The sequence below is a fragment of the Leucobacter aridicollis genome, assembly GCF_013409595.1.
Taxonomy (GTDB): domain Bacteria; phylum Actinomycetota; class Actinomycetes; order Actinomycetales; family Microbacteriaceae; genus Leucobacter; species Leucobacter aridicollis.
Map to the genome: position 1 here is coordinate 2574414 of NZ_JACCBD010000001.1, position 25796 is coordinate 2600209.

General features: G+C 65.8%; 21 protein-coding genes. 6 read left to right on the top strand and 15 right to left on the bottom strand.

Features of this window, described 5'->3' with window-relative positions; genetic code table 11:
• Positions 1-52 precede the first annotated feature (52 nt).
• Positions 53-610, bottom strand: a complete 558-nt coding sequence (locus BJ960_RS11955; protein ID WP_185987443.1) for a hypothetical protein — start codon at positions 608-610, stop codon at positions 53-55.
• A gap of 200 nt (positions 611-810) precedes the next feature.
• On the opposite strand from BJ960_RS11955, the gene BJ960_RS11960 reads away from it, so the two are divergent.
• Positions 811-1263, top strand: a complete 453-nt coding sequence (locus BJ960_RS11960) for a YdeI/OmpD-associated family protein (RefSeq protein ID WP_185987444.1) — start codon at positions 811-813, stop codon at positions 1261-1263.
• On the opposite strand, the gene BJ960_RS11965 is transcribed toward BJ960_RS11960, so the two are convergent.
• The 12 genes from BJ960_RS11965 to rpoB all read right to left on the bottom strand — a co-directional run bounded on the left by BJ960_RS11965 (position 1260) and on the right by rpoB (position 20399).
• Positions 1260-2687: an MFS transporter gene (locus BJ960_RS11965; RefSeq protein WP_185987445.1), complete on the bottom strand. Its 1428-nt coding sequence runs from the start codon at positions 2685-2687 to the stop codon at positions 1260-1262. The genes BJ960_RS11960 and BJ960_RS11965 overlap by 4 nt on opposite strands.
• Before the next feature lie 25 nt (positions 2688-2712).
• Positions 2713-3810, bottom strand: a complete 1098-nt coding sequence (locus BJ960_RS11970; protein WP_307814588.1) for an MraY family glycosyltransferase — start codon at positions 3808-3810, stop codon at positions 2713-2715.
• Positions 3807-5531 (bottom strand): polysaccharide biosynthesis protein, encoded by a 1725-nt coding sequence (locus tag BJ960_RS11975; protein ID WP_185988278.1) that lies wholly within the window; start codon positions 5529-5531, stop codon positions 3807-3809. The genes BJ960_RS11970 and BJ960_RS11975 overlap by 4 nt, the downstream gene beginning before the upstream one ends.
• A gap of 257 nt (positions 5532-5788) precedes the next feature.
• Positions 5789-6982, bottom strand: a complete 1194-nt coding sequence (gene tuf, locus BJ960_RS11980) for an elongation factor Tu (RefSeq protein ID WP_121077728.1) — start codon at positions 6980-6982, stop codon at positions 5789-5791.
• A 164-nt stretch (positions 6983-7146) separates the two neighbouring features.
• Positions 7147-9261: an elongation factor G gene (gene fusA, locus BJ960_RS11985; protein ID WP_185987446.1), complete on the bottom strand. Its 2115-nt coding sequence runs from the start codon at positions 9259-9261 to the stop codon at positions 7147-7149.
• A gap of 99 nt (positions 9262-9360) precedes the next feature.
• Complete coding sequence (gene rpsG / locus BJ960_RS11990; protein ID WP_042544729.1) at positions 9361-9831, bottom strand: 30S ribosomal protein S7; 471 nt, start codon at positions 9829-9831, stop codon at positions 9361-9363.
• The gene (rpsL, locus tag BJ960_RS11995) at positions 9831-10202 is read right to left on the bottom strand and encodes a 30S ribosomal protein S12 (RefSeq protein WP_119284773.1); all 372 of its coding nucleotides are present in this window, start codon (positions 10200-10202) and stop codon (positions 9831-9833) included. Before rpsL ends, rpsG begins: the two co-directional genes overlap by 1 nt.
• Before the next feature lie 262 nt (positions 10203-10464).
• A complete protein-coding gene (locus tag BJ960_RS12000) occupies positions 10465-11091 on the bottom strand; it encodes a spermidine/putrescine ABC transporter substrate-binding protein (protein ID WP_183075368.1) in 627 nt (208 codons plus the stop codon).
• Between the two features lie 11 nt (positions 11092-11102).
• Positions 11103-11585: a hypothetical protein gene (locus BJ960_RS12005; protein ID WP_185987447.1), complete on the bottom strand. Its 483-nt coding sequence runs from the start codon at positions 11583-11585 to the stop codon at positions 11103-11105.
• Positions 11585-12568: a phage holin family protein gene (locus BJ960_RS12010; RefSeq protein ID WP_185987448.1), complete on the bottom strand. Its 984-nt coding sequence runs from the start codon at positions 12566-12568 to the stop codon at positions 11585-11587. Before BJ960_RS12010 ends, BJ960_RS12005 begins: the two co-directional genes overlap by 1 nt.
• A 346-nt stretch (positions 12569-12914) precedes the next feature.
• Positions 12915-16805 (bottom strand): DNA-directed RNA polymerase subunit beta', encoded by a 3891-nt coding sequence (gene rpoC, locus BJ960_RS12015; RefSeq protein ID WP_185987449.1) that lies wholly within the window; start codon positions 16803-16805, stop codon positions 12915-12917.
• 78 nt (positions 16806-16883) lie between these two features.
• Complete coding sequence (gene rpoB / locus BJ960_RS12020; RefSeq protein WP_121077737.1) at positions 16884-20399, bottom strand: DNA-directed RNA polymerase subunit beta; 3516 nt, start codon at positions 20397-20399, stop codon at positions 16884-16886.
• A gap of 299 nt (positions 20400-20698) precedes the next feature.
• Between rpoB and BJ960_RS12025 the strand changes: the two genes are divergently transcribed.
• From BJ960_RS12025 to BJ960_RS12040, 4 genes are read left to right on the top strand one after another with little or no spacing between them, the layout of a single operon-like run.
• On the top strand, positions 20699-21346 hold the full coding sequence (locus BJ960_RS12025; RefSeq protein WP_185987450.1) for a phosphatase PAP2 family protein: 648 nt from the start codon (positions 20699-20701) through the stop codon (positions 21344-21346).
• A 57-nt stretch (positions 21347-21403) separates the two neighbouring features.
• Positions 21404-21676 carry a glutaredoxin domain-containing protein gene (locus tag BJ960_RS16785; RefSeq protein WP_121077741.1) on the top strand — a complete coding sequence of 91 codons (273 nt, stop codon included), beginning with the start codon at positions 21404-21406 and terminating at the stop codon, positions 21674-21676.
• Positions 21673-22536 (top strand): spermidine synthase, encoded by an 864-nt coding sequence (locus BJ960_RS12035; protein ID WP_185987451.1) that lies wholly within the window; start codon positions 21673-21675, stop codon positions 22534-22536. Before BJ960_RS16785 ends, BJ960_RS12035 begins: the two co-directional genes overlap by 4 nt.
• Positions 22537-22538: 2 nt before the next feature.
• Positions 22539-23006 (top strand): SprT-like domain-containing protein, encoded by a 468-nt coding sequence (locus tag BJ960_RS12040; protein ID WP_121077745.1) that lies wholly within the window; start codon positions 22539-22541, stop codon positions 23004-23006.
• 27 nt (positions 23007-23033) lie between these two features.
• On the opposite strand, the gene BJ960_RS12045 is transcribed toward BJ960_RS12040, so the two are convergent.
• Positions 23034-23609, bottom strand: coding sequence for a DUF4916 domain-containing protein (locus BJ960_RS12045; RefSeq protein ID WP_121077747.1), 576 nt, complete (start codon positions 23607-23609; stop codon positions 23034-23036).
• Between the two features lie 45 nt (positions 23610-23654).
• Complete coding sequence (locus BJ960_RS12050; protein WP_307814584.1) at positions 23655-24911, bottom strand: CapA family protein; 1257 nt, start codon at positions 24909-24911, stop codon at positions 23655-23657.
• Between the two features lie 34 nt (positions 24912-24945).
• Here BJ960_RS12050 and BJ960_RS12055 point away from each other — a divergent pair, with 34 nt between their 5' ends.
• Positions 24946-25779 carry a M15 family metallopeptidase gene (locus tag BJ960_RS12055; RefSeq protein WP_185987452.1) on the top strand — a complete coding sequence of 278 codons (834 nt, stop codon included), beginning with the start codon at positions 24946-24948 and terminating at the stop codon, positions 25777-25779.
• Positions 25780-25796: the final 17 nt, after the last annotated feature.

Here is a 25796-nt window from a genome sequence, read left to right on the forward strand (position 1 = left end):
CGGCGCCGCGCTGCATTATCTCGGCACGCGCTAGGTGCGTGCCAGGTACGTACTAGTTGCTCTTGGCGATGCTGTTGAAGAGGTAGTCCGCCGTCACCTTCGAGTCGTCGAGGCCAGCCGAGTGGAAGGCCGCCGCGTCGTCGACGAACACGTCGACGCGCACCTTGGCGCTCTCACCGGGTGCGAGCTCGAACGAGTCTGCGCCATCGAGTCGCATGTCCGCGAGCTTGCCGCTGCTGACGAGCGGGCCGCCTTCGACGGCAACGCGGGTGTCGAGCGCCCCGGCGAGCTGGGCGCCGTTCACGCCGCCCGGCTGCACCTGCGAGGCGAGGGTCACCGTGAGGGTTGCGTTGGTCGAGGTGTTCGTTGCCGTGTAGTACCCGGTGACCGCTTCGCCGTCCATCTCGCCCGTGAAGGTGTTCGACATCGGGGCGCCAGTGACCGTGAGCTCGCCGTCGGCGGTGGTGTCCGAAATCTTGGTGTCGAACACGTTGTCGAAGATGGTGCTGTTCGCGGTGACGAGCGCGCCACCGACGGTGACGCCGGCAATCAGCAGGAGCGAACCGCCAGCGATCGCGAGCTTCTTCTTGGTGGATGTCTGCGTAGCCATGGGGATACCTTTCTCAGGGGGTGGTGTGAGCGAGTGCCCTGCGAGTCACTGTGTCGATTCGCGTTGGCCTCGAATACGAGTCAACCGGCTGCGCGACCCTCCCCCACGGGTTCCGGAGCGATCTGCGGGGTCCCGTACCGAGATCTACGCGTGATCCGATTCCGTCTACGTCTGACACCCCTGGGTGCATACTTGTGCACATGAGTCTCACCGTCACGACCACCCTCGAACCGTTTGGGCCAGCGACCGCGATCACGCTCACCGAGGAGCAGCTCGCGCAGCTCGGCGGCGGCAAGCGCGCCCCGGTCGTCGTCGAGATCGCCGGCCGTAACGCGCGCCTGCGCGTCGCCAGCATGGGCGGCGCGTACGTCATCGGGATCTCGAAGGCGAACCGTGCTGCCCTCGGCGTGGAGATCGGCGACACCGTGACCGCGACAATCACCGCCGACACTGCTGAGCGCACGGTGGACGTGCCAACCGAGTTGGCGTCAGCGCTCGCCAAGCGTGCCGGCGCCCGTTCGGCGTTCGACGCGCTCCCCTACACGCAGCGGAAGGAGCACGCGGCGGCGGTGACGGGCGCGAAGCGGGAGGAGACGCGGGCGCGCAGGATCGCGGCGATCCTTGACTCGCTTGCCCCCGGCTCCGGGAGTTAGTCCTCGTCGAGTGCCTTGCCGCGGAACTCTACGAGCGCCCAGGCAGCGGCCGCGGCGACGAGGAAGAAGACGGCGAACACCGTGAACGTGAGCCCGGCTCCGCCCGCAGCGAGCATCACGGGGACGAGGAGCGGAGCGGCGATCGACGCGATGCGCCCGAATCCCGCGGCCCACCCCGCGCCAGTGCCGCGGAGGGACGTCGGGTAGATCTCTGGGGTGACCGCGTACAGCGCACCCCAGGCGCCGAGGTTGAAGAACGACAGCGCCATGCCAGCGGCGATGATCGCCCCCTCCGTTTCCGCGGTGCCGAAGGCGATTGCTGACGCTGCGGAACCGACGAGGAACACCGACAGCGTGAGCCGGCGTCCCCACTTCTCGATGAGCCAGGCCGCCACAGCGTAGCCCGGGAGCTGCGCGAGCGTGATGAGCAGCGTGAATCCGAACGAGCGCACGAGGCCGAAGCCCGCGTCGACGAGGATCGACGGAATCCAGATGAACGCACCGTAGTACGCGAAGTTCACGCAGAACCACACGGCCCAAATCGCGGCGGTGCGGGTGCGGTACTCAGGCGCCCAGATCGCCGCGAGCCGGTTGCGGACTGGCTGGACCGGTCGATCACCGCCGCCTGCCTGCGCGCCGGAGTGCGCGCCGGCCGCCTCGGTCACCGCCGCTGCGGCAGCCGACTCTGGCGGCGTTGCCGGCTGCGCCGCCGGCTGGGTTGCCGTCTGCGCGTCGGCTCCGAGCGCTGGCGAGGCCTCGAAGTCGGCGACGATCTTCTCCGCCTCGGCGATGCGTCCGCGCGAGGCCAGCCAGCGCGGGGACTCGGGAAGGCCGAGCCTGACGACGAGCGCGTAGACCGCCGGCACCGCTCCGATGACAAAGGCCCATCGCCAGCCGTTCTCCGAGGCGGGGACGACGAAGTACCCAATGATCGCCGACGCCGTCCAGCCCACTGCCCAAAACGCCTCGAGGATCACGATGATCCGGCCGCGAATGCGTGCGGGGGCGAACTCGGACACGTAAGTGGATGCCACGGGAAGCTCGGCGCCGAGCCCGAGCCCGACGAGGAAGCGGAAGATGAGCAGCAGCGCGAGCCCCCCAACGAGCGCGCTTGCGCCCGTCGCGAGGCCGTAAATGAGGAGGGTGAGGGCGAAGACCTGCCTGCGGCCGATTCGGTCGGCCAGGAGCCCGCCAAGGCTCGCGCCGATGGCCATGCCGAGGAATCCGACGGAGGCGATGAGCCCGCCCTCGCCCTTAGTCAGCCCCCAGTGCTGGGTGAGGGCGGCGATGATGAAGGAGATGAGGCCGACGTCCATCGCGTCGAGCGCCCAACCGAGCCCCGACCCCGAGAGCACGCGAAGGTGCTTGCGGGTAAACGGCAGCGCGTCGAGGCGCCCTGAAACGGTTCGATTGGTCTCACTCACAGGGACATCCTATGAGTCAGCTGGACTACGCGGCGAACTTCTGTGCAAGGAGGCGCGGCAGGAGCTGGTACAGCACCACGAGCGCGAGGCCGCCAACGAGCAGCGCGAGCCACCAGACCGGGGCGACGAAGATCGATGCCAGCCCGAGCAGCGACGCGGCGAGCGTGAACGCCGCGTTGATGCTCGAGGCCGCGAGGTGTGACATGCCGAGCTGCTGAAGCCGCTGGTAGGCGTGCTCCTTGTGCGGCTCATCCCACTGGTGGCCGGCACGCACGCGCTTCACGAGCGTCGTGCCGACGTCACCGAAGTAGATGATCGTGGGGCCAATGGCGGCGAGCACCGGCACGCCCGCGACAAACGCCGCGAAGCTGGTGACCGCGACGGCGCCGCCGAGGAGGTAGCTGCCGACATCGCCGAGAAACGCTCCGGGCTTCGTGAGATTCCAGGGCAGGAAGCCTGCGAACCCTGCGGCGAGCACGAGGCCTGCGATGGTGAGCCAGCCCCCGCCCATCCAGAAGTAGCCGGCCGCGGCAAACGCGAGGCCAGCGATGACGCCGTGCAATCCGCTGATGCCGTTGAGCCCGTCCATGAAGTTTGCGACGTTGATGTAGCTCGAGATGAACAGCACGCCATACACCGCGAGCGGCACGAGCACCCACGCCGGAATGAGGCTCACCCACGGCACGCTGTCGGGCATCCCCGGCGAAGCAATCCAGCCGAAGTATGGGCCAGTCCCGAACGAGCCACGCACAATCCAGATCAGCGCGACCGAGGTCGACGCCGCGATGACGAGCAGCAGCGCGCTCCGCACGGGCACGCTCACGCCCCTGAGGTCTTCGCCGAGGCCCAGGAGCCCCGAAGCGAGCGTACCCAGCAGAATGACGAGCAGCATCTTCCACGAGAAGCTCCCGCCGTACGACGCAAAGTCGTCGACGACGGCCACGGCCTCCGCAACAACAACCGCGATCAGCACCGCGAGACCGAGCCCGCGAAGCACAGGCTTCTCGTGCGAGGAGCGTTCGTTCGGGACATCCATCACGCCAAGCTTCACGAGCAGCGGTTTCACCACGAACGGCAGTGCGAGCGAGAGCACGAGCGCGAGCACGCCAACAGTCGCGGTCACTGGACGCGCCCCTCTGCCTCGTTGGTGAGGTCGAGCCTGGCGACCCAACCGTCGTGGTCGAGAATGTCCGGGCTGATCACGCCGATGTGGGCGTGCGAGATCTTCGGATGGAAGGGGCGCTCGTTGCCCTCGCCGTCACCGGTGAGCACCTCGTGCAGCTTCTCGCCGTGGCGGAGCCCGGTGAACACGATGTCGATGTCCTTGCCCGACTGCGCAATCATGCGCTTCGCGACGTCGAGGATGCGGACGGGCTCCCCCATGTCGAGGATGAGCACCTCACCCGGGCGGCCGATGCCGCCAGCCTGAATCACGAGCTGCGAAGCCTCGGGGATGGTCATAAAGAAGCGCGTTGCCTCGGGATGGGTGACCGTGATGGGCCCGCCCTTCTCGATGAGGTTACGGAATGTGGGGAGCATGGACCCACGGCTCCCGATGACGTTGCCGAACCGCACGGACAGGTACCGGCCGCCGGTCTGCTCGGCCATCCACCCCGTGAGCTTCTCGGCGACACGCTTCGAGTGGCCAAGCACGCTCGTCGGGTTCGCGGCCTTGTCCGTGGAGATGTTCACGAAGGTGCCGACGTTCACCGAGCGCGCCGCGTTGAGCACGTTGAGGGTGCCCACGACGTTCGTCTTCCACGCCTCGTCAGGGTACTGCTCGAGCATCGGGAGATGCTTCAGCGCCGCCGCATGGAACACGACCTCGGGCTGGCGCTCCTGGAAGATCTCCCGGACCGCCTCGGCATCACGGATATCGGCGAGCACCACGTCGTTCGTGTCGAGCAGGCCGTGTCCCGCGATCGAGATCTGGACCTCCTGCAGGGCCGTCTCGTCGCGGTCAAGCATGATGAGCTCTCTCGGCGCGAAGTTCACGAGCTGCCGGCAGAGCTCCGAGCCGATCGATCCGCCCGCGCCCGTGACGAGCACGCGCTTGCCCTGCAGGTAGTCGGCGATCGACTCGGTGCTCAGTCGCACCGGGTGCCTGCCGATGATGTCCTCAATCGAGAGTTCGCGCACGTTCGAGATCGACGCCGAATTGTCGAGCAGCTGGTTGAGCGGCGGCAGCACCATCACGTTGACACCGAGCTTGTCGGCGTCCTCGTCGAGCCTGCGCAGCATCCCGGCGTCCGCGTCCCCGATGCAGACGAGGATCGCCGTCGCACCGGTGGAGCGAACCGCCGGCGCGAGATCCTGAATGCCGCCAAGCACCTTGACGCCGCGGACCTCTTGGTTTCGCTTGTCGGGGTCGTCGTCGAGAAAGCCAACCGGGAGGTACTCTGACTTCGCATCGGTGAGGAGGCGCTTAGCGGTCTGCACCCCCAGATAGCCGGAGCCGTACAGCAGCACGCGCTCGGCCTGCTCGGGCTTGAGGTTGCGCTCCTTGAGGATCCGGATGATGTAGCGCGCGACGCCCATGACCGAGAACGTGATCGGGGCTGCGATGACGAGCGTGCTTCGCGGAATGCCGTTGCCGTAGCCCACGAGGAACGCGAACACCCACGTGACGGCGGTCACGGCCGTGACGTTGAACACGACCGCTCGGACCTCGTCGAAGCTCCCGACCTGGTAGCGGCTGCGATACACCCAGAAGACCCAGCCGAACAGCAGCTGCAGCGCCGCGGCGACGCCGATGACCGCGAGCGTCCAGCCCCAGTGGATACGAGTGAACGCGAAGTCGAAGCGGAGCACGAGCGCGATGATGATGCCGAGCGCCCAGGCCATCACGTCAAGTAGGTACAGGCCGCCGTAGGTCTCAACGAAGTGTGCAAACCGACCGCTCGCAGGCTTCCGCACGCGCCCTCCTCGTCTGTGTGGGCACTCGCCCCCAAACGCCCGGCGTGACCCGAACGTTATGAATGAATAGGTTCAAGGATAGCGCGGCGGCGGCTGTGCCCGGGACGCACGCCCCGTGAGACGCAAAGAACCCCGGAGGTTTCCCTCCGGGGTTCTTCTACAGTTCAGAGACTGTCGGCTGTGACTTAGGCAATAACCTTGGTCACGGTGCCGGCGCCAACGGTGCGGCCACCCTCACGGATAGCGAAGCCGAGGCCCTCTTCCATAGCGATCGGCTGGATGAGCTCGACCGTCATGTCGGTGGTGTCGCCGGGCATAACCATCGGCTTGTCCTCGGGCAGCGTGATAACACCGGTCACGTCAGTCGTACGGAAGTAGAACTGCGGACGGTAGTTCGTCTCGAACGGGTTGTGGCGGCCGCCCTCTTCCTTCTTGAGGATGTAGGCAGTGCCCTCGAAGTTGGTGTGCGGGGTGATCGAGCCGGGGGCAACGATAACCTGGCCGCGCTCAACGTCCTCGCGCTTGGTGCCGCGAAGCAGGAGGCCACAGTTCTCGCCGGCCCATGCCTCGTCGAGCTGCTTGTGGAACATCTCGATACCGGTCACGGTGGTCTTCTGCGTGGGACGCAGGCCAACGATCTCGATTTCCGAGTTGATCTTCAGCGTGCCACGCTCGGCGCGACCCGTAACAACGGTGCCACGGCCGGTGATCGTGAAGACGTCCTCAACAGGCATGAGGAACGGCTTGTCACGGTCACGTACGGGGTCCGGAACGCTGTTGTCGACAGCTTCCATGAGCTCGAGAACGGAGTTAACCCACTTCTCTTCGCCCTGGAGTGCCTGGTAGCCCGAAACGCGGACGACGGGGACGTCGTCTCCCGGGTAACCCTGCTTCGAGAGCTCCTCGCGGACCTCCATCTCGACGAGCTCGAGGATTTCCTCGTCGTCGACCTGGTCGCACTTGTTGAGCGCAACGAGGAGGTAGGGAACGCCGACCTGCTTCGCAAGGAGGATGTGCTCCTTGGTCTGAGCCATCATGCCGTCAGTAGCAGCAACCACGAGGATCGCGCCGTCCATCTGAGCAGCACCGGTGATCATGTTCTTGATGTAGTCAGCGTGGCCGGGTGCATCAACGTGAGCGTAGTGACGCTTCGGGGTCTCGTACTCAACGTGCGAGATGTTGATGGTAATGCCGCGCTGGCGCTCCTCGGGAGCGGAGTCAATCGTCGCGAAGTCACGCTGGACGTTCGTGTCCGACGGGTACTTGTCGGCGAGCGTCTTCGAGATTGCTGCGGTAAGGGTGGTCTTACCGTGGTCAACGTGACCGATCGTTCCGATGTTTACGTGCGGCTTGGTCCGCTCGAACTTGGCCTTCGCCACTATGGTCCTCCTCAGGACAGTCATGTGCCGTTTTCCCTCTTGACGGTTTCGAGAGGGCACGATCACAGGGTGTGTACTTATGTTACAAGCTCTGGTCTATCTGCGCGACCTGAGCCGGGTGATCGGGGGCGAGACACGCTCGACCCCCGATCGATGGGGCAATGTTACTCGCCCTTAGCCTTCTGAACGATCTCATCGGCCACGGCCTTCGGCACCTCAGCATAGGAGTCGAAGGTCATCGAGAACACTGCACGACCGCTGGTCTTCGACCGGAGATCACCAATGTACCCGAACATTTCTGAAAGCGGGACCAGCGCACGAACGACCTTCACGCCGCTCGCGTCTTCCATCGACTGGATCTGGCCACGGCGGGAGTTGAGGTCGCCGATCACGTCGCCCATGTACTCCTCAGGAGTACGGACCTCAACGGCCATCATCGGCTCGAGCAGCACGGGCTGAGCCATGCGTGCGGCCTCCTTGAAGGCCATCGAGCCGGCGATCTTGAACGCCATCTCAGACGAGTCAACATCGTGGTACTGGCCATCAAGCAGCTGCGCCTTGATGCCCACGACGGGGAAGCCAGCGAGGATGCCGTACTGCATGGCGTCCTGAATACCGGCGTCGACCGACGGGATGTACTCGCGAGGAACGCGACCACCGGTCACCTTGTCCTCGAACTCGTAGACCTTGTCCGACTCGACCTCGAGCGGCGCGAGCGAGATCTGCACCTTTGCGAACTGACCGGAACCACCGGTCTGCTTCTTGTGGGTGTAGTCGTACTTCGGAACAGCCTTGCGGATGGTCTCGCGGTACGCGACCTGCGGCTTACCGACGTTCGCCTCAACCTTGAACTCGCGCTTCATGCGATCGACAAGGATGTCGAGGTGGAGCTCGCCCATACCGGCAATAACGGTCTGACCGGTCTCGGCGTTGAGGCTCACGCGGAACGTGGGGTCCTCTTCGGCGAGCTTCTGGATCGCGGTGCCCAGCTTCTCCTGGTCGCCCTTGGTCTTCGGCTCGATTGCAACCTCGATGACGGGCTCGGGGAAGGTCATCGACTCGAGAACAACCTGGTTGTTCGGATCCGAGAGGGTGTCACCGGTGGTGGTGTCCTTCAGGCCGATAACCGCGTAGATGTTGCCGGCCATGAGGTCGTCAACGGGGTTCTCCTTGTTGGCGTGCATCTGGAAGATCTTTCCGATGCGCTCCTTCTTGCCCTTGGTCGAGTTGATGACCTGAGCGCCCGACTCGATGCGGCCCGAGTACACGCGGACGTAGGTGAGGCGACCGAAGAACGGGTGCACTGCAACCTTGAACGCGAGAGCCGAGAACGGCTGGTCAGCCTTCGGGAGACGCTCGATAACGATCGACTCGTCGCGCGGGTCGTGCGCCTCGATAGCGCCGACGTCGAGCGGGTTCGGGAGGAAGTCAACAACCGCGTCGAGCATCGGCTGGATGCCGCGGTTCTTGAATGCCGAGCCACAGTAGACCGGGTAGATCTCGTTGTTGACGACGAGCTTGCGGATGCCAGCCTTGATCTCGTCAACGCTGATCTCTTCGCCACCGAAGAACTTCTCGAGGAGCGCATCGTCGGTCTCAGCGACGGTCTCGACGAGCTTCTCGCGGTACTCCTTCGCCTTCTCGACGAGGTCCGCGGGGATCTCCTGGGTCTCGTAGTTCGCCCCGAGGGTAACGTCACCCTTCGAGTCGCCCTCCCAGACGAACGCCTTCATCGACAGCAGGTCGACGACGCCGATGAAGTCAGACTCCGAGCCGATCGGGAGCTGCATGACGAGCGGCTTTGCGCCGAGACGGTTGACGATGGTGTCTACGGTGAAGTAGAAGTCAGCGCCCATCTTGTCCATCTTGTTGACGAAGCAGATGCGCGGAACGCCGTACTTGTCAGCCTGACGCCACACGGTCTCCGACTGGGGCTCAACGCCCTCCTTGCCGTCGAACACAGCGACAGCGCCGTCGAGAACGCGGAGCGAGCGCTCCACCTCGACGGTGAAGTCAACGTGGCCGGGGGTGTCGATGATGTTGATCTGGTTGTTGTTCCAGAAGCAGGTCACGGCGGCCGACGTGATCGTGATGCCGCGCTCCTTCTCCTGCTCCATCCAGTCAGTCGTTGCGCCACCGTCGTGGGTCTCGCCCAGCTTGTGGTTCACACCCGTGTAAAACAGGATGCGCTCGGTGGTGGTGGTCTTGCCGGCATCGATGTGGGCCATGATGCCGATGTTACGGACCTTGCTCAGGTCGGTGAGCACGTCTTGTGCCACGGGGGTCTCCTCCGGGGTGGGGATTTAAGAGTGTGGGTTGCGGGCGAACCCGCAAGTGGGAGATGGTTCGGGTAGCGAGCCATCTCCCACTTCAGATGACTACCAGCGGTAGTGAGCGAACGCGCGGTTCGACTCTGCCATCTTGTGCGTGTCCTCGCGGCGCTTCACAGCGGCACCCAGGCCGTTGGAGGCGTCGAGAATCTCGTTGGTGAGGCGATCCGTCATCGAGTTCTCGCGACGGGCCTTTGCGTAGCTCGTGAGCCAGCGCAGTGCGAGGGTGTTCGCACGGTGCGGCTTGACCTCAACGGGCACCTGGTAGGTCGAGCCACCGACACGACGCGAACGTACCTCAAGGGTGGGGCGCACGTTGTCGAGCGCCTTCTTGAGTACGACCACGGCGTCCTGGCCGCTCTTCTCAGCGACGACCTCGAGCGCGTTGTACACAATGCGCTCTGCGAGGCCCTTCTTGCCGTCAACAAGAATCTTGTTCACGAGCTGGCTGACGATGGGTGCGCCGTAAACCGGATCGGCAACTACGGGACGCTTGGGAGCAGGTCCTTTACGGGGCATTACTTCACCTTCTTTGCACCGTAGCGGCTACGAGCTTGCTTGCGGTCCTTGACCGCCTGCGTGTCGAGTGCGCCGCGCACGATCTTGTAACGAACACCGGGGAGGTCCTTCACACGACCACCGCGCACGAGCACCATCGAGTGCTCCTGCAGGTTGTGGCCCTCACCGGGGATGTAGGCCGTAACCTCGGTACCGTTCGAGAGCTTCACACGAGCGACCTTACGCATCGCCGAGTTCGGCTTCTTGGGTGTGGTGGTGTACACACGGGTGCACACACCGCGCTGCTGAGGGTTCGCCTTCAGTGCGGGAGCCTTGGTCTTGGTGACCTTCGGCGTCCGCCCCTTGCGAACCAGCTGCTGAATAGTAGGCACTGATTCTCCTAGTAGGTCCTGCACGGTGACAGGAATGCTTCAAATGGGCGAGCATTTGCACGAGCTTGCACTCACGCGGAGCTGCTGGTTCTCCGGCCGAAACCGATGAACCGAGTGCAGCTATGCCGTGGGGGTTTCAGCTCTGGGAGCGAGTGACCCTTGGAGTCCTCCGCCCGCATTCGCGCACGCGCGAAGCAGGTGGAGTGCACCAAAGAACAACTTTACGCGGTGTGACGCATCCGCGCAAGGGTGACGGCGTGGACTACGCCGGCGGTTCGAGGTGGCGCGACAGATCGTCGAGCATCGCCTGCACCTGGGGCTCGACGAACCTGTCAATCGCGGCGGCAATTCGCGGCCGGTGCCCCATGAGCGCGAAGCACACGTCGTTGCCCGCATCGGTGGCGCGCACGTCGGCGAGGTGAATCTCCCGGCGCAGCTGCTCCTTCTCCTCCGCGCTCAGCGGGGGCCGTGGCAGCGGTGGCTCGGGCTGGACCTCTGCGGCGAGACCGGCGAGCGTGAACAGGAATGGCTGGCCCTCCTCCGTCGGCTCCGGATCGGGGTCAAGACCGTCATACTCCGGGTCGAGGCCCGCCGCGGGATCGTACCCGCCCACGCGCCACATGTCGGCGCCGCTCAGCTCAGCGTGGAGTACGGGCAGGTGCTCAGCCGTGTACTCGTCGACGACGCGGTCGATGATCCGCTGCACGCGAGACACGAGCGCATGCTTCACCTGGTGCGGCGTTCCGTCTGGAATGCCCGAGGCGACAAGCACCGGAGAGCCCGTGCAGCGACGGCAGATCCGGCTGCGCGCCCGATACCCGGCGGGTTCCCACCTCGGCACCCACTCGAGCCACGCGTCAACCGCACTGTCTACGCGCTCATCAATCATTCCCACCGAGGCTACTCCTGGCCCTCACGGCGCTCCCACGGCCACTGCGGAGTGGGGCGGTCGGTGTAGATCCGCCGCGCGAGGACGAGCCAGAACAAGGTCACGGCGATGATCCAGATCGGGATCAGCGCGATCGCAAACGGACTGAACCAGGTCTCCCCCGTGCCCAGCCCGCCAGCGATGCCGCACAGGCCCCACAGCAGGTAGACGCCGAAGCCAGCGCCCACCATGATTCCGCCGACCGGAGTCTTGCGGCCGCGCAGCAGCGAGAGCGCCTGCTGCCACAGCAATACCCCGAGGAGCGCCAGGCCGAGCCCGATGCTGACAATGCCGAACCACAGCGGAACGTCGTCCGTCTCGATCGGCTCGCGCCCGAGCGCCATGCCGAGGAGCCCCCAGGCGGCAACCACGAGCGCCGCAGTTACCACGAGGGTCGCGCCAAGCAGCCCGAGGACGTACCCCCGGGTCACTCCCCGCTTGGCGCCCTCGGTCATTACTGCTTCGCCCGAACCTCTGCGAGGGCCGCCTCATACTCTTCGAGCAGGGCCGCGTTCTTCGTGGTCATCCGGCGACCGCGCGAGCCAATCCACGCGCCGAACCACACCGCGACCTCGCGCGCGAGGATCGCGGCGCCCAGCGTCGGCACCGTGAACGCGAGCTGTCGGGCGGTCTCGACGAAGCCAGTGGCACCCTCGATCGCCTCGTACGGGCCGCCCGTGAGCGCGAACGTCGCGGTCGTCGCGACCCAGACGATGATGCCGACGAACAGGCTGAAGATCACGTACGCCCACCAGCCAGCACGCCCGAAGATCAGTACGAGGATAGCGAGCCCGACAAAGAATGCGACGACGCCGGCGATGAAGCCCCACGAGGTGACCCACGGCAGCAGGCCCTCGGTGAGGAACGTCGATGGCGGGAAGTCGCGCGCGATCATCGCCGAGATGATGCCCGCATACAGCACGGCGAACGCGACCGCGCCGAGCAACGCGATCAGCACGCCGGCGGCCCGGTTGCCCTTGAGGTCCGGCGGCATCGGCGACTGCATGTAGAGCGCAGCCATTGGATGGTCCGCGCTGATCCTGATTTCGCCATCGCGAGCGGGCTCCGCGAACTGCACGCCGGGAGCGACGACGGGCACCTCGGGCGCCGCGGCCGCCGAGGGCAGATCCTCAACCGGAGGGATGCGCGTCGGCTGCTCCCCCGGCGTCTCAATGTCGAGCTGCGTGTCGACACTCGCCGCCTGCTCGCGGTGCGCCTGCTCGGCGAACGCCTCGGCACCCGCCGCGACCGCGGTCGGGGTCTCCCCTACCGACGAGTCAACGACGGCGCCGGTTGCGTCGACAACGATGACCTCGTTCGCGGGGTCGTCAACGCCCCCGGTCGCGCGATCGACTGCGTCCTGCACAGCCGTGTCGGTGGCTGCCTGTTCCTCGACCGGCGCACCGGGATCGACGGGTGTCTCACGCTCATCGCTCATCGTTCTACCTCTCGCATGCCTTGCGTTCTGCCGCCACGATACAAGCTCCGCAGCGAAAATGTGCGTTCCCGCGCGGGAATATGGTGCGAAACAGTGTTTTCGGGCGGCCGCCAGCCAGTGCCGGAGCGGCTCTGCCCGCTGTCGGCCGTTCACCTGCAGATCAGCACATTGAATGCCCGCACGGCGCCGGATGGGCATACGCGCTGCAGATCCCAGGCCGTGTGTGCGAGCGAAGGGCTGTGCAGCGGTGCGGCAGTGCCTCCACACACAACAGCGGGCCCCCACCCGAAGGTGGAGGCCCGCTGTGTGTCTGACCGGCTACCCGCTGCGCGGGCGGCCGAACCCGCTAGCTGTAGTTGCCGGGGTTGAACTCGTCAGAGGTGAAGGTGTCGAAGTCGACGAACGAGAAGTCGTTCTCGTCGAACGTGCCCTCGCCCGCGTACATGCGGTTCGGGTAACGCTCGGCGCGAGCCTCTTCCGTAGCCGAAACGTCGACGTCGGTGTAGGTGCTCAGGCCCGTACCAGCCGGGATGAGCTTACCGATGATGACGTTCTCCTTCAGGCCGACGAGCGGATCCTTCGATCCCTCCATCGCAGCCTGCGTGAGCACGCGGGTGGTCTCCTGGAAGGAGGCCGCCGAGAGCCACGACTCGGTCGCGAGCGATGCCTTGGTGATACCCATGACCTCGGGACGCGCGGTGGCCGCACGCTTGCCGTCGACGAGCGCCTCGCGGTTGATGCGCTGGTAGCGCGACCGGTCAACGAGCTCGCCCGGGAGCAGCTCGGTCTCGCCGTGGTCAACCACGGTGACCTTGCGGAGCATCTGGCGAACGATGACCTCGATGTGCTTGTCGTGGATCGGCACACCCTGCGAGCGGTACACGCCCTGCACGCCCTCAACGAGGTACTTCTGCACTGCGCGCTCACCCGGAATGTGCTTGCCGCCCTCGGTCGAACCGACCTGCAGGATGTCCTTCGGGTCCAGGGTTCCCTGGATGAAGGGCTGGCCGAGCTCGACGTGGTCGCCGTCTTCGACGATGAGCGTCGAACGCTTCAGCACGGGGTACTGCTTCTCCTCGGTGCCATCATCAGGCGTGAGGATCAGGCGACGGCTCTTCTCGGTGTCCTCGATCGTGATGCGGCCTGCCGCCTCAGCGATCGGCGACGCACCCTTCGGGGTACGGGCCTCGAAGAGCTCCTGCACGCGGGGAAGACCCTGCGTGATGTCGTCAGCCGAAGCCGAACCACCGGTGTGGAAGGTACGCATGGTCAGCTGGGTACCCGGCTCACCAATCGACTGCGCCGCGATGATGCCGACGGCCTCGCCGATGTCAACGCGCTGGCCGGTCGCGAGCGAGCGGCCGTAGCAGGTCGCGCAGACGCCAACCGCAGACTCACAGGTGAGCACGGAGCGCACCTTGATCTCGGTGACACCAGCGCCGACGAGGAGGTCGATCGCGACGTCGCCGACGTCCGAACCCGCAGCGGCGACAACGTCACCGGCAGCGTTCACCGCGTCAGCGGCGAGGGTACGAGCGTAGACCGAGTTCTCAACGTTCTCGTCGCGGACGATCTGACCGTCAACCTCAGCGGCGATCGGCAGGTCGAGGCCGCGGCGGGTGCCACAGTCTTCCTCGCGGATGATGACATCCTGCGAGACGTCGACCAGACGACGCGTGAGGTACCCCGAGTCAGCGGTACGCAGTGCGGTATCGGCAAGACCCTTACGCGCACCGTGGGTCGCGATGAAGTACTCCGCCACCGACAGGCCCTCGCGGTACGAGTTAATGATCGGGCGCGGGATGATCTCGCCCTTCGGGTCGGACACGAGGCCACGCATACCGGCGATGTTACGGATCTGCAGCCAGTTACCACGAGCACCCGACGACACCATGCGGAAGATGGTGTTGTCGACGGGGAACGCGTCGCGCATGGCCTCAGCAACCTCGTCGGTCGCCTGGGTCCAGATCTTCACGAGATCCGCGTGACGCTCCTGCTCGGTGATGAGACCGCGGTCGAAACGCTTCTGCACTGCGGCAGCCTCGGTCTCGTGCGCCGCAAGGATCTCGGCCTTGTTCGACGGGGTCACGATGTCAGACAGCGCAACGGTCACGCCCGAACGGGTTGCCCAGTGGAAACCGGCATCCTTGATGCGGTCGAGGGTCGCAGCGACCTCCACCTTCGGGTAGCGCTCGGCAAGGTCGTTGACCAGCGTGGAGAGCGTGCCCTTGTCGGCAACCTGCTCGAAGTACACGTAGTCCGCGGGCAGCGCCTCGTTGAAGATCGCGCGGCCGAGGGTGGTCTCGACGAGCACGGGCTTCTCCGAGGTCACACCCGACGCGTCGGTGTATCCGGTGAGGCGGATCTTGGCGAGCGCGCCAAGATCGAGCGTGTGCTCGTCCATAGCGAGGATCGCCTCGGAGACGGAACCGAACGCGCGGCCCTCGCCAACAGCACCCGGCTTCACCGTGGTGAGGTGGTGCAGGCCGATGATCATATCCTGCGACGGGAGGGTCACGGGACGGCCATCCGACGGCTTCAGGATGTTGTTCGATGCGAGCATGAGCACGCGCGCCTCGGCCTGAGCCTCGACCGACAGCGGCAGGTGAACTGCCATCTGGTCGCCGTCGAAGTCAGCGTTGAACGCTGCACAGACGAGCGGGTGCAGCTGGATCGCCTTGCCCTCAACGAGCTGCGGCTCGAACGCCTGGATGCCGAGGCGGTGCAGGGTAGGTGCACGGTTCAGCATGACGGGGCGCTCGCGGATGATCTCCTCAAGCACGTCCCAGACCTCGCTGCGCGAACGCTCGACCATACGCTTGGCGGCCTTCACGTTCTGTGCGTGCGAGAGGTCCATCAGGCGCTTGATGACGAACGGCTTGAACAGCTCGAGCGCCATCTGCTTCGGCAGACCACACTGGTGCAGCTTGAGCTGCGGGCCGACGACGATGACCGAACGGCCCGAGTAGTCGACGCGCTTACCCAGCAGGTTCTGACGGAAGCGGCCCTGCTTGCCCTTGAGCATGTCGGACAGCGACTTCAGCGCACGGTTGCCGGTACCCGTCACCGGGCGGCCACGGCGGCCGTTGTCGAACAGCGCGTCGACGGCTTCCTGGAGCATGCGCTTCTCGTTGTTCACGATGATCTCGGGGGCACCGAGATCGAGCAGGCGACGCAGACGGTTGTTGCGGTTGATGACGCGACGGTAGAGGTCGTTGAGATCCGAGGTCGCAAAGCGGCCACCGTCGAGCTGCACCATCGGGCGAAGCTCGGGCGGGATCACGGGAACGACGTCGAGCACCATAGCGGCCGGGCTTGCCCCGGTCTGCAGGAAGGCGCTGACGACCTTCAGGCGCTTGATCGCACGAATCTTCTTCTGACCCTTGCCCTCAGCGATCTGCAGGTGCAGCGTCTCAGCCTCAGCCTCGAGATCGAAGGCCTCGAGGCGCTTCTTGATCGCTTCGGCGCCCATGTAGGCCTCGAAGTAGTCGCCGTAGCGGTCCATGAGGTCTGCGAAGACAGCGTCCTCGGGCTTGAGGTCGCCAACCTTTAGGTTGCGGAAGTCATCCCAGACGCGCTCGAGACGAGCGATGTCGTCATCGAAGCCGCGACGGATGAGCGTCATGTCCTTCTCGGCCGAAGCCTCGGCGCGGCGGCGCTGGTCTGCCTTCGCACCCTCAGCCTCGAGCGCGGCGAGATCGGTCTCAGCCTGCTGCTGGCGCTGGGCGACAGCGATATCACGCTGATCCGACAGCGCCTTCAGCTCGAGCCGCAGCTCAGCCTCAAGCTCTGCCATGTCTTCGTGGCGGCCCTCTTCATCGATGTCGATGATCATGTACGCAGCGAAGTAGATGACCTTCTCGAGGTCCTTCGGCGCCATGTCGAGCAGGTAGCCGAGGCGTGACGGCACGCCCTTGAAGTACCAGATGTGGGTCACGGGAGCGGCGAGCTCGATGTGGCCCATGCGCTCACGACGCACCGACGACTTCGTCACTTCAACGCCACAGCGCTCACAGACGATGCCCTTGTAACGGACGCGCTTGTACTTGCCACACGCGCACTCCCAGTCACGGCTGGGGCCGAAGATCTGCTCGCCGAACAGACCATCCTTCTCAGGCTTCAGCGTGCGGTAGTTGATGGTCTCCGGCTTCTTGACCTCGCCGAACGACCAGCCACGGATGTCGTCGGCGGTTGCCAGACGAATCTGCAGCTCATTGAAACTCGTACCCTCGAGCAAATTGTTCTCCTTGGTATGAAAACTTTAAAAAAATCAGATCGGCTGCGCGCCCCGCCTCACAGCGGGGCGCCGATCAATTTAGATCTCGTCAGCCGAAGCTGCCTCGAAGCGGGTCGAAAGGTTAATCCCGAGCTCCTCCGCTGTACGGTGTGCCTCGTCGTCGTTGTCGCGCAGGCTGACGGCGTTGCCGTCTGCTCCGAGCACCTCGACGTTCAGGCAGAGCGACTGCATCTCCTTCATGAGAACGCGGAAGGACTCGGGCACGCCCGGCTCCGGGATGTTCTCACCGCGGACGATGGCCTCGTAGACCTTCACGCGGCCGAGGATGTCATCGGACTTCACCGTGAGCAGCTCCTGGAGAGCGTACGCGGCGCCGTAGGCTTCGAGGGCCCACACTTCCATCTCACCGAAGCGCTGGCCACCGAACTGGGCCTTACCACCGAGCGGCTGCTGGGTGATCATCGAGTACGGGCCGGTCGAACGAGCGTGGATCTTGTCGTCGACGAGGTGGTGCAGCTTCAGGATGTACATGTAGCCGACCGAGATCGGGTACGGGTACGGCTCGCCCGAGCGGCCGTCGAACAGACGGGTCTTTCCGCTCGAGTCGATGAGGCGCTCACCGTCGCGGTTCGGGGTCGTCGAGTCGAGTAGGCCAGCGATCTCGAGCTCCGAGGCGCCGTCGAACACGGGGGTCGCAACCTTCGTGTTCGGCGCTGCCTGCAGCGCCGACTCAGCGAGCTTTGCAGCCCACTCAGGCGATCCGTCGACCTTCCAGCCCTGCTTCGCGATCCAGCCGAGGTGGATCTCGAGGACCTGACCGAAGTTCATTCGGCCCGGGATACCGAGCGGGTTCAGGATCACGTCGACCGGCGTACCGTCCTCGAGGAACGGCATGTCCTCGACGGGGAGGATCTTCGAGATGACGCCCTTGTTGCCGTGACGGCCAGCAAGCTTGTCACCCTCGGTGATCTTACGCTTCTGCGCAATGTAGACGACCACGCGCTGGTTGACGCCCGACCCGAGGTCGTCGTCGTTGTCGTTCTCAGCGTCGAACACCTTCACGGAGGTGACGGTGCCGGCAACGCCGTGCGGAACCTTCAGCGAGGTGTCGCGAACCTCGCGGCTCTTCTCGTTGAAGATCGCGCGAAGCAGGCGCTCCTCAGCCGAGAGCTCGGTCTCGCCCTTCGGGGTCACCTTGCCGACGAGGATGTCGCCGGGGTTGACCTCTGCGCCGATCCGGATGATGCCGCGCTCGTCGAGATCCTTCAGCGCCTCCATGCTCGCGTTGGGGAGATCACGGGTGATCTCCTCCTTGCCGAGCTTGGTGTCGCGCGCGTCGACGTCGTACTCCTCGATATGGATCGACGACAGCGTGTCGTCCTTCACGAGGTTCTGGCTGAGGATGATCGCGTCCTCGAAGTTGTGGCCCTCCCACGGCATGAACGCTACGAGGAGGTTCTTGCCGAGCGCGAGCTCACCGTTCTCGGTTGCGGGGCCGTCGGCGATAACCTCGCCGGCCTCGATCCGCTCGCCAGCCTTGACGATCACGCGGTGGTTGTAGTTCGTGCCCTGGTTCGAGCGGTCGAACTTGCGCATGTAGTACTTCTTCGTGCCGCCCTCATCGAGCATCACGGTGACAACGTCAGCCGACACGTCCTGGATCACGCCAGCCTGCTCAGCGACGATCACATCGCCAGCGTCGATGGCCGCGTAGCCCTCCATACCGGTGCCGACGAGCGGCGACTCGGAGCGAACGAGCGGCACAGCCTGACGCTGCATGTTCGCGCCCATGAGCGCGCGGTTCGCATCGTCGTGCTCGAGGAAGGGGATCAGCGAGGTCGCGACGGAGACCATCTGGCGCGCCGAGACGTCCATGTACTGGACCTGGTCGGCGTCGACGAGCTGCACCTCGGAGCCACGGGGGCGAGCGAGGACCTGCTTCTCGGCGAACTTGCCGTCCTTGTCGACGGGAGCACCAGCCTGCGCGATGAGGAACTCGTCCTCCTCGTGGGCGGTGAGGTAGTCGACCTGGTCGGTGACGGTGCCGTCGACGATGCGACGGTACGGGGTCTCGATGAAGCCGAACGCGTTGATGCGCGCGAAGGTTGCGAGCGCGCCGATCAGGCCAATGTTCGGGCCTTCCGGGGTCTCAATCGGGCACATGCGGCCGTAGTGCGACGGGTGAACGTCTCGCACCTCGACGCCTGCGCGGTCACGCGAGAGACCGCCCGGGCCGAGCGCCGACAGACGACGCTTGTTCGTCAGGCCAGCGAGCGGGTTGTTCTGGTCCATGAACTGCGAGAGCTGCGAGGTTCCGAAGAACTCCTTGATCGCAGCGAGCACTGGGCGCGTGTTGATCAGGGTGTTCGGGGTGATCGCCTCGATGTCCTGCGTGGTCATACGCTCACGGACGACGCGCTCCATGCGGCTGAGGCCGGTGCGCACCTGGTTCTGGATCAGCTCACCAACGGCGCGGATACGACGGTTACCGAAGTGATCGATATCGTCGGTGTCCAGGCGGTTGTCGAATGCCTTCCCGTCGCGGGTACCGGGCAGCGTCTCGGTGCCTGCGTGGAGGCCAACGAGGTACTTGATCGTTGCAACGATGTCCTCGAGCGAGAGCACCGAATCGGTGATCGGCGCTTCGAGACCAAGCTTGCGGTTGATCTTGTAACGACCGACCTTCGCGAGGTCGTAGCGCTTCGGGTTGAAGTAGCTGTTGTCGAGGAGCGCGCGCGCAGCCTCGATCGCAACCTGCTCGCCCGGGCGCTGCTTGCGGTAGATGTCCTTGAGGGCTTCCTCCTGAAGGCTGACGCCTTCCTTCTCGACGATGCCGTCCTTCTCAAGGGTGAGGGCGATCGACTCGTAGCCTGCGAACTCCTCGAGGATTTCGCCGGTGGTCATGCCGAGTGCCTTCAGGAACACGGTGACCGACTGCTTACGCTTGCGGTCGATACGCACGCCGACCTGGTCGCGCTTGTCGATCTCGAACTCGAGCCACGCGCCGCGGCTCGGGATGACGCGTGCCGAGAAGACGTCCTTATCGGAGGTCTTCTCCTGCTGGCGCTCGAAGTAGACGCCGGGCGAACGGACGAGCTGCGAGACGATGACGCGCTCGGTGCCGTTGATGATGAAGGTGCCCTTGTCGGTCATGAGCGGGAAGTCGCCCATGTACACGGTCTGGCTCTTCAGCACCTGGGTCTCGGTGTTGTAGAACGCCGCCTCGACGTAGAGGGGAGCCGAGTAGGTCTTGCCACGCTCCTTGCACTCGTCGATCGAGAACTTCTGATCGTCAAGGATCGGGTTCTCGAACGAGAGCTGCATGGTGCCAGCGTTGTCCTCGATCGGGGACATCTCCTCGAAGATCTCCTCGAGGCCGCTCTTCAGCGCGATGTCATCGCGCCCCTGAGCCTGAGCCTCAGCGACGCGTGCAGCCCACGCGTCGTTGCCGACGAGCCAGTCGAAGCTCTCGAGCTGCAGTGCCAGCAGGTTCGGCACCGACAGCGTGTCGGAAATCTTGGCGAATGAGAGTCGCGAGTGGTTGCGACCGTTCTTCGGATTATTGGTGGACGATGCGTTGCGCGCAGCAGCCAAGGAAGTACCTCCGTGGGCCCCGTCGGGCCGATTGACTTGGTCTTGCGAAGAAATGCTCTGCGGTCACACGGGGTTCATCTGCGCCTGCGCGCCAACTCCCGGGGGCCTTCCGCTATATGAAGGCAGACTCGTGTCCATAGTGCAGCTTTCTACTGTAACACCATCGTTACCAGCTGACAAGGGAGCGCACACAGTTCGCCAGGTCAATACTCACACCGTAGCTCAACTCCCCCGCAACTGCCAGCCGGAGCCAAGCTGCCTACCAGCCTCGGGGCAGGCTTGGCCATTACTGTGAAGGAATGCACTCAAAGCCCGCCGCCCCAGGCATCATCTGGGCGTCTCTCGCGATCCTCGCGGTGGCCGGGCTCGGCGCATACATCCACTTTGCCCACAGCGGAGCACTGCCACTCGACGAGGCATGGCGCGAGGCGGTGCGGCTCGAGCCGGGATCGGTGTCATTCACAGTCGCCGCGTTCATGGCCGAGATCGGCTCGGGCATCGGCGTCGCAGCGTGCGGCGCCGTCGCCTGCGCGCTGCTGCTCACACGCCGGTTTCTGCGCGAGGCCGCAGCGCTCGCGACCGCGCTGCTGCTCGGGGTCGCACTCTCCGAGGGATTGAAGTCCCTCGTGGTGCGGCCTCGCCCAATGGAGGCGCTGTACCCGTGGGACGGCTACTCGTTCCCCTCGGGGCACTCGATGGGCGCCGCCGCGCTCGCGGTGTCCCTCGCCTTCGCGTTCTCATCGGTCTACGAGAGCGGGGCAACCTTTGTCACGAAGTCCTCGGTGACCTGGATCTGGATCGCAGCGTTCGCCTGGACCCTCGCGATGATGTGGAGCCGGACAGCGCTCGGCGTGCACTGGCTCAGCGACACCGTCGCCGGGGCCGTTGTTGGCGCATCCGCTGCGGTCATCGCGCAACGCGTCTGGCATCGGCCGAGAACACGGTAATCCACAGGCTCTTGCGGCCAGCCCCACGCCTCAGCCGCGCAACGTAAGATTGGCGGCATGAGCGAGAACCAGCAGACCGAGACCCCGAACATCCGCATCTTCGGCGCTGATTGGTGCGGTGACTGCCGCCGCGCGAAGCGCGTGTTCGGCGAGGCGCAGGTTGCCTACGAGTGGATCGACCTCGTCGAGACCCCGGAGGCAGCAGACGTCGCTGCCGACATCAGCGGCCGCAAGAACATCCCGGTGATCACGTACCCAGACGGCACACATCAGGTCGAACCGAGCGACGCGGACATGCGCGCGAAGCTCACCGAACTCGGGCTGGTGTGATCCTCCCCGAGCCCGTCACGCTCGCCTCCGGGCGTACGGCTTCGATCGAGGCCGACAAGTGGGTCGACGGCGCCATCGAGCTCGTGATCGACGGGACCCCGCAGTCGCACGTGAACCTGCGCGACCCGTCTGATCTCTTCTTCGAGTACATGCGGCGCATCGGCCACGTAATCGACCTCTTCAGGCCGACAGGCGAGCCGATTTCGACGCTCCACCTGGGTGGCGGGGCGTTCTCTCTCCCCCGCTACGTCGAGGCGACCCGGCCGGGCAGCCGCCAGCAGGTCGTCGAGCTCGAGAGCGCGCTCGTCGATCTCGTGCGTGAAGCGGCTCCACTGCCGAAGCGTGCGAGCATCCGAGTGCGCCACGGCGACGCGCGCGCGGTCCTCGGGAAGCTCCCAGCGGGAATGCACGGCGCGATGGACCTCGTCGTCGTCGACATCTTCTCGGGGTCTCAGACGCCGGCGCACGTGTCGAGCGTTGAGTTCTACGAACTCGTCCGACCGCTCCTGGCCCCGAACGGCCTCGTCGTCGTGAACGCCGCCGACGGCACGGGCCTCCCGTTCGTGCGCGGCCAGCTCGCGACCCTCAGGGCGCTGTTCTCCGAGGTCGTCGCGGTCGCCGAGCCGCAGGTGCTCAAGGGCCGCAGGTTCGGAAACGTGGTCATCATCGCGTCGAACGCCGCGGGCGGCTCCCCGGTAGGCGAGCTCGACTGGCTCCCCCGGCTCCTCGCGGGCGGCCCCCACCCCGCCCGCCTCCTCGAGGGGCAGGAACTCACCGAGCTCGTCGGTGCAACACGCCCCGTTACGGATGCGACGGCAGTCGACTCCCCCGCACCGTCCCCCGGCATCTTCGGCGCCTAGCCATGAGCGAACTCGACCGCGTCAGGCACTGGGCCAACGCGCTGATCCGGCATCACCTCGATCCGCTGCACGGCGCCGGCACGTGGACGTTCGCGTTCGACAACGCGAAGCGACGCGCGGGGCTGTGCAACTACACGGACCGCCGGATCAGCGTCTCGAAGTATCTCGCCGAGAAGTTCGATGACGACGAGGTGCACCAGATCCTGCTCCACGAGGTCGCGCACGCGATCGCGGGGCCCGCAGCCGCACACGGCCCGCAGTGGGCGCGCATCGCTCGCGACCTCGGGTACGTCGGCGGGCGCACGCATCACGGCGAGATCGCGCACGAGCGCGCGCCGTGGGTCGGCCACTGCCCGGGCGGGCACGAGCACTACCGATTCCGGAAGCCTGTGCGCGAGGCGTCGTGCGCGAAGTGCGCCCGCGGGTTCTCGCGCGCCCACCTCATCGTCTGGCAGCGTCGAGCGGGCTAGCGGCCCCGCCGCACCAGCAGCGCCGCGCTAACAGCCGACCGTGCTCAGTACCTGGCGCAGCAGTTCGCCGCGCCCACCTGGCAGCTCGTTGAGGGTGTCGGCGGCGAGCGCGTCCTCCGGTGTCATCCACGTCACCTCGAGCGCGTCCTGGCGGGGGTCGCAGCTCCCTGTCACAGGCACGACGTACACGAGCGAAACCGCGTGCTGCCGCTCGTCGACGTACTGGGAGATGCCAGGCATCGGGAAGTACTCGGCGACCTGAGCCGGCATGAGCGTCGTCGGCATCTGCGGGAACGCCATCGGCCCGAGATCGTTCTCGAGGTGGCGAAAGAGCGCCTCGCGCAGCGGCTCGCCGAACCGCACCCTGCCCGACACAAATGCTCGCGTCAGGTGCCCTTCCGGCGTGCTCCGCAGCAGCAGGCCGACCTCGATGACTTTGCCGAGGCCGTCGAGGCGCACCGGCACCGCTTCGACGTACAGCACCGGGACCCGGCCGCGCACGAAGAGGAGTTCCTCCTCGTTGAGCCAGCCCGGATTCCCCGCGGGCGCGGGGCGATCCTCCGGGCCGTCGGGATCGGGGAGGTCTGCGGTTCCTATCGCCATGTTCTCATTCTGCCAGTGAAAGATCCGTTTGGGCGTGTGCGGCCACTATCGCTCCACGACCTTGACGTCCCCGCCGAGAATGCTTGTCGTTGCCGCGAGCTGTTCGGCAGCGGTGACGCCGAACCGGGTCTGTTTCAGGAGTTCGTCGGCATCGGCGAGCGGGGTCAGCGACAGGTTGTGGCGGGCTGCCAGATCACCGGCGGCCTCCTGTTCGGCGGTCCAGTCGTAGTGCATGTATGTCGGGATCGCGGTTGGGTTCTCGATCGTCACGCCTCCGTCGCCGTCTCGTACGACGTCGAACCCGGCGATCACTCCGGTGCGCTGGTCGAGCTCGAGCTGGGTGCTGAGCATGTTCCCGATCGAGTACCAGACGAGCGTCTTGCCGCCGCCCGCCCGGTCGAGCCAGGTGACCGGCTGGAGGACGTGCGGGCCCGTACCCACGATCACGTCGGCGCCGAGACCCGCGAGTTTCGTCGCGAAGCTCCGCTGGGCGTCGTTCACCTCGTGCGAGTCTTCGGTGCCCCAGTGGGCCGAGACGATGACGACGTCGGCACGCTTGCGGGCGTCAGCCATGAGCTTCTCGACGAGGGCGTCGTCGTCCATGAAGTTCATTGATATTTTGTCGACCGGCGCGTTCGAGAACTCGGCGAAGGAGACCAGCGCGAACGTCGTGCCGTCCTGGTCGTAGACGGCGACGGTGCCCTGTTCGTCCGCGTTGCGGTTTGCCCCGTTCACGATGGCCGGGGTGAGCGCGTCCCACGCGGCGCGGGTCGCCGCGATCCCCTCGGTGCCCTTGTCTGCGTTGTGGTTCGTCGCGAGGTTGACGAGGTCGCAGCCTGCGGCCCCGCGGAGATCTCGCGCGAACTCGGTCGGGGCGTTGAATGTCGGATACCCGCTGACGCCGAAGTCGACGCCGGCGCTCGGTACCTCCTGGTTGCAGAAGGTCACGTCGGCCGCGTCAAGCTGCGCCTCGATGCCGCTGAAGAACGGGGCGTAGTTGTAGCTTCCGTCCGGCTGCTGCGCGTTCTCGTTCACCGAGTCGTGCGGGAGCATGTCGCCCATCGCGATCACGTGGATCGGTGCGGGCGCGGCGGGCTCCTCAGACTGCTCGGCGGCCGGAGACTGGCTCGGCGTCGGTTTCTTGGTCGGATCAGGATCGCCGGAACCTCCGAGCAGCAGCGCGGCGGCAACCGCGGCACCGCCGAGCAGCAGCACCGCGGCGACGATGCTGGCGATGAGCACAGTACGGTTCGATCGGCCGGCGTCACGGCGGGCTGGATCTGAGTGCGTGTTATCGGCCACAGTTTCAGCTTAAAGCCTTCGTTAGGCTGAACCTATGAACCTCGTCCCGTTCGGCTACCGCCCGACCACAGCGGCCTCCACGCGGGCTGTGCGCCGGGGAGATCTTGCCCGCCGTGCAGGCTGGACTGCAGCCGCCGCGTTCCTCGGCCTCGGCCTGCTCGCGGGCTGCGCCCAGAGCGAGCCAGCTTCGCCGTCTCCCGACACGGCAACAACGTCGCCAGCACCCGAGCCGACGCCAGATCCGGCTCCCGCGCAGCCCGAGTTCGACAGGTCTGCGCAGTCGATCGACGATCCGGCATCACTGTGGGTCATCAGCAACAAGTCGCGGCCGCTGGACCCGGTCGACTGGGCGCCGAGCGACCTCGTCGCAACCTCCGGCGTCGAGAACGAGTTCGACCAGCCGCTCCGCGAGCCGGCTGCGCGCGCGGTCGAGGCGCTCATCGGTGCGGCGGCCGACGCCGGTCACTCGGTGTGGATCATCAGCGCGTACCGCGACTACGGCACGCAGGTCGCGCTCTACGACGGGTACGTCGACCGTGACGGCGCGGCGGCGGCCGACAGGTATTCGGCGCGGCCCGGCCATTCCGAGCACCAAACCGGGCTCGTCGTCGACCTCGACGATCACGGAGACTGCTACCTCGACGGCTGTTTCGGGGATACCCCCGCCGGGAAGTGGCTCGCCGAGAACGCGGCCGACTACGGGTTCGTCATTCGGTATCCCGAGGGCAAGGAGCAGGTGACGGGCTTCATGCCCGAGCCCTGGCATTTCAGGTTCGTCGGCACCGAGCTGGCGCTCGAGATGCGCGACCAGGGGGTCACGACGCTCGAGGAGTTCTTCGGGCTCCCGGCGGCGCCCGACTACCCGTAGCGCGTCGCCAACGCGCC